General features: G+C 40.9%; 7 protein-coding genes and 1 pseudogene. 6 read left to right on the top strand and 2 right to left on the bottom strand.

Annotated features, from left to right (window positions below; genetic code table 11):
* A pseudogene (locus tag ACESK1_RS02620) lies at positions 1 to 192 on the bottom strand (magnesium and cobalt transport protein CorA); the annotation flags it as partial.
* 148 nt (positions 193 to 340) lie between these two features.
* Positions 341 to 1,534 carry a hypothetical protein gene (locus ACESK1_RS02615; RefSeq protein WP_372917629.1) on the bottom strand — a complete coding sequence of 398 codons (1,194 nt, stop codon included), beginning with the start codon at positions 1,532 to 1,534 and terminating at the stop codon, positions 341 to 343.
* 278 nt (positions 1,535 to 1,812) lie between these two features.
* Between ACESK1_RS02615 and nhaA the strand changes: the two genes are divergently transcribed.
* From nhaA to ACESK1_RS02585, 6 genes are all read left to right on the top strand, one after another.
* Entirely contained in the window at positions 1,813 to 3,156 is a 1,344-nt protein-coding gene (gene nhaA, locus ACESK1_RS02610; protein WP_372917627.1) for a Na+/H+ antiporter NhaA, read from the top strand.
* 147 nt (positions 3,157 to 3,303) lie between these two features.
* Positions 3,304 to 5,703: a heavy metal translocating P-type ATPase gene (locus tag ACESK1_RS02605; protein WP_372917625.1), complete on the top strand. Its 2,400-nt coding sequence runs from the start codon at positions 3,304 to 3,306 to the stop codon at positions 5,701 to 5,703.
* A gap of 55 nt (positions 5,704 to 5,758) precedes the next feature.
* Positions 5,759 to 5,950, top strand: coding sequence for a cbb3-type cytochrome oxidase assembly protein CcoS (gene ccoS / locus ACESK1_RS02600; RefSeq protein ID WP_372917623.1), 192 nt, complete (start codon positions 5,759 to 5,761; stop codon positions 5,948 to 5,950).
* Between the two features lie 2 nt (positions 5,951 to 5,952).
* Positions 5,953 to 8,154, top strand: coding sequence for a cytochrome-c oxidase, cbb3-type subunit I (ccoN, locus tag ACESK1_RS02595; RefSeq protein WP_372917621.1), 2,202 nt, complete (start codon positions 5,953 to 5,955; stop codon positions 8,152 to 8,154).
* A 2-nt stretch (positions 8,155 to 8,156) separates the two neighbouring features.
* Entirely contained in the window at positions 8,157 to 8,345 is a 189-nt protein-coding gene (locus ACESK1_RS02590) for a CcoQ/FixQ family Cbb3-type cytochrome c oxidase assembly chaperone (protein WP_093410862.1), read from the top strand.
* A complete protein-coding gene (locus tag ACESK1_RS02585) occupies positions 8,342 to 9,226 on the top strand; it encodes a cbb3-type cytochrome c oxidase N-terminal domain-containing protein (RefSeq protein WP_372917619.1) in 885 nt (294 codons plus the stop codon). The genes ACESK1_RS02590 and ACESK1_RS02585 overlap by 4 nt, the downstream gene beginning before the upstream one ends.
* The last annotated feature ends 143 nt before the right edge of the window (positions 9,227 to 9,369 follow it).

The raw sequence follows: 9,369 nt of genomic DNA, 5'->3' as shown, positions 1-9,369 counted from the left end.
TGCTTCAAATTTAAAAGCGTCCTCAGGAGTTTTGGAGATAAAGCGTTCATAGCTTTTTTTATTATAATCAATAACCTCCAGTTTAGTCTCAACCGACTCCTTATGGCCCACATAAGTCGCCGTGCCCGGAGCCTGATGTAGCGCTTTATTAGATTTGGGACGCCGAAGGGAATACCTCTTTCTTTTTATCATTAATTAATCTTTCCCATAAAGGTAGGAAAAAGACTTAAAGTTTATACTGAAGAATAAAAACCCCTACTATTTTCAGCCAATTTAAAAGGTATTTAAAAATTAATGAAAATACAGGCTAATCTTGTTTCTTGAATCTTGCTTCTTAAACCTACTCTACCACATACATCTCATTAGAGGCCTTGATATATTCCTGTGGATTAAAGGTGTTTTCAAAACTGTTTCTCACCAGGTCTAATTTCAATTTAAGCTGAGCCATCCTGTCTTTAAGGTATTTGTCTTCCTTATATTTTTCTATCAGGTGCTCATATTTGTTGAGGTTCTCCAGGATCCTGAAGGTGATAGTCCCGAACCTTATCTTAAGATTCTGCACGGCGATCATTTGGTCGTGGTAATCCTGTTTCCAGTTCTCGGGGTTTTTCGCCTTTTCCTCTACAATCTTGTTTTCGGCGACCTTAGAGATGTCAAGAATATATTGAGTTCGTTTTTTAGCATCGGTTTCGTTGGTGAAGTTCTTTTCGAATTCTTTGAGGTTGATTCCCAGCATCCCGGTAAGATTCTCTTTCAAGGCTTTATTCTGAAGTTCCTTCAACTCATTTAAACTCTTATTGATAGATTCCCATTCGGTTTCTATAAGATCCTTATCATGGGTAAACTGGGCCACTGTGGTGGTAAGTTTCAGCATTTCGGTACTACGCTCTCTAAGGTCCTGGTCACGGCGTTTAAGGTTATTGATAAAACTGCCAATTCCGTCAAACAGGCTTCCGGCCAGCATCCCGGTGAAAGGCGTTCCTTTGGTCAGGTCGCCGGTTACGTTTAGGATATGACTTAAAGCATCCAGCCGGGCATCATCCTTTTTTTCATCATCCACATATTTTTTAAAAGTACCAAACCATTCCTGGTAACCATCATAGTTCATAGGGTTGCTCACCTGGTCCAGGGTGGAATAGAATTCTCGCGAACTGTTGAAGAGGTTCAAAGGTTTTATTTCCCGCTCCATGGAGGCCAAATTAAGTACGGCAGAACTGTAATTGTATTTATAAACACTCACCGTATTCTTATCCAGCTCCTCCTGTCTTTCTTCCAGGTATTTTACACGCTCCAAAAGCTTTTCCACCTTTTCAGCCGAGGAATTGGAATTTTTTATACTCTCATCCAGAGTACTGATCTTAGAATCGATCTCTTTGATTCTGAAATCGAGATTTCGGCTTAAGAGGCTTCGCTCCCTGTTAAGTTCACTTAAAACCTGTTCGGTCACCGATTGATCTTCGCTAAAACTTTGAGCCTGGCTTAATGCAGGAATGGAAAGAAGGAAACTAAATATATACACGTGTATCTTTTTCATAGTATTTGGGTTATAAAACTGGGTCTTCAAATTATAAGATTAAAACGCACAGGTCTTTAACATATTTTGTGCCAGCGTATAAGGCTTGTGCATTTAATACAGAAAACCATACTTAGGCGTTAAACTTTCTCAAGTATCTGCAGTTTCCTTGTTCGTGATTTCCACATTTTATGCCCCAGGTACAAATACCAATTATATTTATAACTTAAAACCTGAGCCTTATCATATTCCTTATTTTTAAGGGGTTGTAACTTTAAATCAAAATCAGCAGCTGAATTATGAAAAAAACTGGCCTGGATCTCTATTTTTTACTGCCCATAAAAAATTTCATTGAAAAACAGACCTCGGTTGGTCTGGTGTTGATCTTTTCGGCAATCCTGGCCATGATCGTTGCTAACTCTCCTCTTGCTGAAGCCTATCATAACTTCTGGAAACAATATATCCATCTTGGGATCAATGATTTTGTCCTACGAAAAAACCTCCTGCATTGGATAAATGATGGCCTGATGTCTATTTTCTTTTTTATAATCGGGCTGGAACTGAAAAGGGAGATCCTAAAAGGAGAATTGTCCAGTTTTGGTAAATCTATCTTACCTGTGGCTGCAGCGATTGGGGGTATGCTCGTTCCGGCGGCTATCTATTACTACTTTAATGCCGGTGGACCAGGAGTTTCAGGTTGGGGGATACCAATGGCTACCGACATCGCATTTGCGCTTGGAATCCTTTATTTACTTGGCGACAGGGTTCCATTTAGCTTGAAAATTCTTTTAACTGCAATTGCAATTGTGGATGATCTCGGGGCAGTACTGGTTATCGCATTTTTTTATACTTCAGAGATTTCTATTGAAAGCCTGGCAGTGGGTGCCTTCTTTCTTTTAATTCTAATAACCGCAAATATTATTGGGATAAGAAATACGCTCTTCTATGCCATTATGGGAATAGGTGGTTTATGGTTAGCAATATTGCTTTCAGGGGTTCATGCAACCATCGCTGCAGTATTGGCTGCTTTTGCCATTCCAACTTCAAAACGAATAAATACCCCGCTTTTTCTTCGGAAGGCAAAAATGCTTTCGTTTGAAATAAAACAGCATTTTAGAGACAGAGAAAAAAATCCCGTTGAAGCAGAAGAAAAAATCACCCATAGCATAGAAAAATTTTCTTCGCTAACCGAAGATGCAACTCCTCCCCTGCAACGGCTCGAACATGCTCTTTATCCTTTTGTGAGTTTTGTGGTGCTCCCCATTTTCGCTTTTGCTAATGCTGGTGTCACCATAGATTCGGCTTCTTTTGATCTTCTTCATAGCCCGGTAACCCTCGGGGTAATCTTAGGACTCATTTTTGGTAAATTCTTCGGAATAGTGATCTTTACCAGGCTAATGGTTCTCTTTAAAATATCGGCGCTACCCAGAAATGTAAAATGGAAACATATTTACGGCCTCGGATTTCTTTCTGCCATTGGATTCACTATGTCCTTATTTATTACCGAACTCGCATTTGTAAATGAAGCCTTACAGGCCCAGGCAAAAATCGGAATTCTCCTTGCCTCCCTAATCGCTGGATTAATAGGTTATTTCTACCTAAACATCATCTCTAAGCGCAGAAAAATAAAGAGGAAAGTTTAACAACCGAAAAAAGCCAATTATTAAAATTTTCCTAAATTTAACTTGCAAAAGTTAATAGAACAAAGCTTAATTAACTCAAAAACCTGATTTAAATCATATTTCAACCGGTACAATTGCCCAAAATTTGCCGCAAAATCTACCTTGTATATGACTAGTTGCTTTCACTGTGGTGAAGAATGTAAAGAAGAGCATTTAAGATTTCAGGAAAAGGATTTCTGCTGCACAGGCTGCAAAACAGTCTATGAGATCCTTAACGAAAGTGATCTTTCCTATTATTATGACCTGGAAAACAACCCGGGAATCTCTCCAGCTGCTACAGAGCGAAAATTCGATTTTCTTGACAATAAAGAAATCGTTAACAAGCTTGTGGAATTTAATGAGAAGAACACTCAGGTGGTAAACCTGCTCATTCCGTCTATGCATTGTAGTTCCTGTATCTGGGTGCTGGAAAATCTTAATAAACTTACCCCCGGTGTAAAAACTTCACAAGTGGATTTCCCACGGAAAAGTGTTCGTATTACTTATAATACTGAAGATGTTTCCCTAAAAGAACTGGCTTATCTTTTAAGCCGAATTGGTTACGAACCCTATATTTCTCTCAAAGATTTTGATGAAAAAAAACCGGATATAAACCGAAGCCTCATCTATAAATTGGGTGTGGCCGGCTTTGCCTTTGGGAACGTGATGTTCCTTTCCTTTCCCGAATACTTTGAGGTAAATGAATTTTGGCTCGAACGCTTTAAACACCTCTTCCGTTGGATGATGTTCGCTTTTTCCCTTCCGGTTGTATTTTATTCCGGTTCGGGATATTTTATTTCAGCATATAAAGGACTTCGGGCCAATATGTTAAATATAGATGTGCCTATTGCTTTGGGGATAGCTGTGTTATTTCTTCGCAGTACCGCCGAGATAGCTTTAGACCTGGGAACCGGTTTTTTTGATAGCTTAACAGGATTAGTGTTTTTCCTGCTTTTAGGAAGATTCTTCCAGCAGAAAACCTATTCCTATCTTTCTTTTGAAAGGGATTATAAATCTTATTTCCCCATTGGAGTCACCCGTTTGGCTTCAGATAATTCTGAAGAACAAGTGCAGGTTTACGATATAGAACCGGGAGACCGTATCCTAATAAGAAACGGGGAATTGATTCCCATAGATGCCGTCCTGATGACCGGCGACGCCTTAATCGATTACAGTTTCGTTACCGGAGAAGCTGAAGCGGTAGAGAAATTCCAGGGGGAAACGCTGTTTGCCGGGGGGCGCCAGCAAGGCGGATTAATAGAAATTGAAGCGATAAAAGCGATAAATCAGAGTTATCTCACAAAACTCTGGAGCAATGAGATCTTTAAAAAGAATAAGAATTCCTCTTTTCAAAGCCTTATCAACCAGATCAGTAAACGTTTTACCGCCGCCGTGCTAAGTATAGCTATTCTTTCCAGCCTTTTTTGGATGTTTTATGATCCTTCAAAGGTTTTAAACGTTTTTACCGCCGTACTCATCATTGCCTGCCCTTGCGCCATAGCACTGGCTACACCATTTACATTAGGTAACCTCCTTAGGATCTTCGGAAGAAATAAATTCTACCTGAAGGAAGCAGGGATCATTGAGCAGATGGCCCAGATCGATAGCCTTGTCTTTGATAAAACAGGAACGATCACCACCAATAAAAAGGCTGAGATCTATTACGAAGGTCTTAAGCTTACTTCAGAAGAAGAAAAACTGCTTAGTGGGAGTCTGCGAGCCTCAGGACATCCTCTCAGCCGGCAGTTATATGATATTCTGAATAAGAATGAGATCCTCACCCCCGATGAGTTTATAGAACACACAGGTAAAGGTATTGAAGCAAAACATAAACAAAGTAATTTAAAAATAGGATCGGCGGAATTCGTACAGCAGCCTCTTACCGAAACCAGGCAGGCCAATAAAACCGCCGTACATATTAGCAGTAATCGGGAATACAAGGGAAGGTTTATATTCAGGAATTCTTATCGTGATGGTCTGGAAGAACTTTTTGAAAAACTCGGAAAGGGAAAACAAATCTTTATACTTTCAGGAGATAATGATGGCGAGAAAGAGCGCCTGGAGAAAATGCTCCCGCTCCAAACCAAGTATTATTTCAATCAGAAGCCGGAAGATAAACTGGAGTTTATTAAAAAACTTCAGCAGCAAGGAAACAAAGTGATGATGGTAGGTGACGGACTTAACGATGCCGGGGCATTGGCCCAAAGTGATGTAGGGATATCGGTTTCTGAAAACATAAATGTTTTTTCTCCAGCCTGTGACGGGATACTGGATGCTTCCAGGTTGAAAGATCTGGATGGTTTTTTTGAGATTTCAGAAAAAGGGATGAAGATCATTAAATGGAGTTTTGTCTTGAGCCTGTGCTATAATGTTGTGGGTCTGGCATTTGCGGTTACCGGGAATTTAATGCCTGTGATCGCCGCAATCCTTATGCCCCTGAGTTCAATTAGTATAGTGGCTTTTACCAGTCTGGCTACAAACCTTGCGGGAAAACACTTAAGAAACCATAAAGGTTTGAAACCTGATTGAGGTCATATTTTAAATATTAACCTGCCATTATTTTTGTGGTGCAATAAACTAAACTATGAATATTATCTACCTCCTACTGGCACTAAGTGTTCTGGTAGCAATAATCTTCTTTATAGCTTTTATCTTTTCGGTAAAAAAGGGCCAGTATGACGATATGTATACCCCTTCGGTCCGTATGCTGTTTGAAGACGAATTAGTAAACTCAAAATCCAAAAATAAAACCACCAAACAAGAGAAAACTGAATAACTATGCAAACAGAACAGTTTTATTACGATAATAAGATCGTAAAGAATTTTACCATTGCCACCCTCGTGTGGGGTATTGTGGGGATGAGTGTGGGCCTGCTTCTGGCCTTTATGTTTCTATTTCCTAATATTACCGATGGTATTTCCTGGTTAAGTTTTGGCCGCTTAAGACCGCTGCATACCAACGCAGTGATCTTTGCCTTTGTAGGAAACGCCATTTTTGCCGGAGTATATTACTCCACGCAACGCCTTCTTAAAGCCAGGATGTGGAGCGATGCGCTTAGTAAAATAAACTTCTGGGGTTGGCAAGCCATTATCGTTGCCGCTGCTATTACCCTTCCAATGGGTTATACCAGTTCCAAAGAATACGCCGAGCTTGAATGGCCTATTGATATCGCAATAACCATTGTTTGGGTAGCATTTGGGGTAAATCTTATTATGACCATGATTAAACGCCGGCAACGCCACCTGTATGTGGCAATCTGGTTTTACCTGGCAACTTTTGTGACCGTTGCTGTTTTGCATATTGTAAATAACCTTGAAATTCCTGTTTCAGCTTTTAAGAGTTATTCTATTTTCTCCGGAGTACAGGACGCCCTTGTTCAGTGGTGGTACGGGCATAATGCGGTGGCATTTTTCCTTACTACACCTTTCCTTGGTCTTATGTACTACTTTGTTCCTAAAGCGGCCAACAGGCCTGTTTATTCGTACCGCTTATCAATTATCCACTTCTGGTCCCTGATATTTATTTATATCTGGGCCGGTCCACACCACCTGCTTTACTCTGCTCTGCCAGATTGGGCTCAGAATCTTGGGGTTGCCTTCTCGGTAATGTTGTTGTTCCCATCCTGGGGTGGTATGATCAACGGACTTTTAACCCTGCGGGGAGCATGGGATAAGGTAAGAACAGATCCTGTTCTTAAATTTATGGTGGTAGCTATTACCGGTTACGGGATGGCAACCTTTGAAGGACCAATGCTTTCCCTTAAGAACGTAAATGCTATTGCACACTTTAGTGATTGGATTATCGCCCACGTACATGTTGGGGCATTGGCCTGGAACGGCTTCCTGACATTTGGTATGGTTTACTGGATGGTACCGAGACTTTTCAAAACAAAACTCTATTCTATTAAACTTGCCAATGCGCATTTCTGGATAGGTACACTAGGGATTATTATTTATACCCTACCGATGTATGTTGCCGGCTTCGTTCAGGCTTCTATGTGGAAACAATTCAATCCGGACGGAACCCTTACCTACGGAAACTTCCTTGAAACGGTAAGCTCAATCATCCCGATGTACTGGATGCGTGCCATTGGAGGTAGTTTATATATCATTGGAGCTTTCATCTTACTTTATAACATCGTAAAAACTGTAAGACAGGGAAGCGCCGTTGAAGATGAACTAGCCGAAGCTGCACCGCTACAAAAGGTTACCAGTAAACGTGTAACCGGGGAAGGTTACCACACCTGGTTGGAAAGAAGACCAATTAAATTAACCATTTATGCTACTATCGCTATCCTGATTGGTGGAATTGTACAAATTGTCCCCTCCTTGATGGTAGACGAATATGTACCGGTGATTTCCAGCGTGAAACCATATACGCCACTGGAGCTTGAAGGGCGTGATATCTACATCAGGGAAGGTTGCGTTGGTTGCCACTCCCAAATGATCAGGCCTTTTAGAAGTGAAGTAGAACGTTATGGCGAATACTCCAAATCGGGTGAATATGTTTACGACCATCCATTTTTATGGGGTAGTAAACGTACCGGCCCCGATCTAATGCGGGTGGGGGGTAAATACTCTGATAACTGGCACCTGAACCACATGTATGATCCGCAGAGTACTTCTTCAGGTTCGATTATGCCGGCTTACCAATGGTTGATTACTGATGAGCTTGATAAGAGTGATACCGAAGCTAAGATGAGAGCTCTTAACACGCTGGGAGTTCCATATACTGAAGAAGAGATCGCAAATGCGCAGCAATGGATGCTTGAACAAGGAACTGAAATTGAGGAAAATCTTCATTCTGATCCTGACTTCGCGCGTACTTATCAGGCTGATAAGGAATACGCCGAAGAGAACAATACCGAATTCGTAGAAATGCGTAACCGGGAGATAGTGGCACTTATTGCCTATCTGCAACGTTTGGGAACCGATATCAAGGTAAAGGATGCCCGTGAAATCTCAGCTAAAAACGAATAATCATGTTAAAGTTCATAAAAGGAAATCTTGAAGCTATAGATGGGGTAACGATCTACCCCATCATCTCTCTGCTAATTTTCTTCATCTTTTTTGTCGCCTTATTCTGGTGGGTTTTTACCGCGAAAAAGGAACATATCAATGAAGTAAGTCAGCTACCCTTAGACCAAAACCAAGAAAATAACGAATTATGAGATCTATTTCGTCATACTTAAGAATTGCAGGATTTGTGTTCCTGGCATTCCTCTTAATGCAATTAAGCATTGAAACCGACACAGAATGGGTATTCCAGCAATATCCTTTTGTTTGGTTTGTTTTAGGTTTGATCCTTATCATCGCTATCGCTATTGAAGCTTCTCTCGCAGCCCTAAAAAATATGGTGCAAAACAGCCTTGATGAGAAAGGGCGGGCAAAGTTTTCTGAACTGGAAAATTCTAAATACGAAAAACGTAAAGCATGGCTCAGGCGCATTTATGATAAGATGCTCACCAAAAAACCTTTAGAAAAAGAAGATGAGATTATCCTGGATCATAATTACGATGGAATCCGGGAATTAGATAACGATCTCCCCGCCTGGTGGTTGTATGGTTTTTATATCAGTATCATTTTCGCAGTTATCTATATGGCCCGGTACCACGTTTTCGACGGAGCCGATCAATCGGAAGAATATTTAGCTGAAGTTGCTAAAGCCAAAGAAGAAGTTGAAGCTTATAAGAAAGAAAATCCGGATCTACTGGATGCTTCCACCGTAGAAATGCTTACTGATGCTTCTGATCTTGAAGCCGGGGAAACAATATATATGGCAAACTGTATAGCGTGTCACCGCGCCGATGGGGGTGGGTCAATTGGCCCTAACCTAACCGATGAACACTGGATCCTTGGAGGAGGAATAAGCAATATTTTCCATACTATCTCTGAAGGAGGTCGTGACGGTAAAGGAATGGTTGCATGGAAGACTTCACTTAGTTCTGAAGAAATTGCCCAGGTTTCAAGTTACGTAATGAGCCTGGAAGGCACCAATCCATCTGATGCCAAAGCCCCTGAAGGCGATGTCTGGACAGAAGATTCAGAATAACTGAAAAATTGAATTTAAGAAAATAAGAAGTTGGAAAACAACGAAAGCTTTAGAGACACCATAGCCACCGCGGGTTCCAAAGGAGAGAGAAAATGGATCTATCCTAAGAAACCCGAGGGAAGGTTCTATGACTATCGTAAATA

The organism is Salegentibacter sp. (genome assembly GCF_041642575.1).
Taxonomy (GTDB): Bacteria; Bacteroidota; Bacteroidia; order Flavobacteriales; family Flavobacteriaceae; genus Salegentibacter.
This window is presented reverse-complemented; position numbering and strand designations above follow the sequence as displayed.

Excerpts from the sequence above, each read along its gene's own strand:
- ACESK1_RS02615 (WP_372917629.1), bottom strand. The coding sequence starts at position 1,534 with ATGAAAAAGATACACGTGTATATATTTAGTTTCCTTCTTTCCATTCCT.
- nhaA (WP_372917627.1), top strand. The coding sequence starts at position 1,813 with ATGAAAAAAACTGGCCTGGATCTCTATTTTTTACTGCCCATAAAAAAT.
- ACESK1_RS02605 (WP_372917625.1), top strand. The coding sequence starts at position 3,304 with ATGACTAGTTGCTTTCACTGTGGTGAAGAATGTAAAGAAGAGCATTTA.
- ccoS (WP_372917623.1), top strand. The coding sequence starts at position 5,759 with ATGAATATTATCTACCTCCTACTGGCACTAAGTGTTCTGGTAGCAATA.
- ccoN (WP_372917621.1), top strand. The coding sequence starts at position 5,953 with ATGCAAACAGAACAGTTTTATTACGATAATAAGATCGTAAAGAATTTT.
- ACESK1_RS02590 (WP_093410862.1), top strand. The coding sequence starts at position 8,157 with ATGTTAAAGTTCATAAAAGGAAATCTTGAAGCTATAGATGGGGTAACG.
- ACESK1_RS02585 (WP_372917619.1), top strand. The coding sequence starts at position 8,342 with ATGAGATCTATTTCGTCATACTTAAGAATTGCAGGATTTGTGTTCCTG.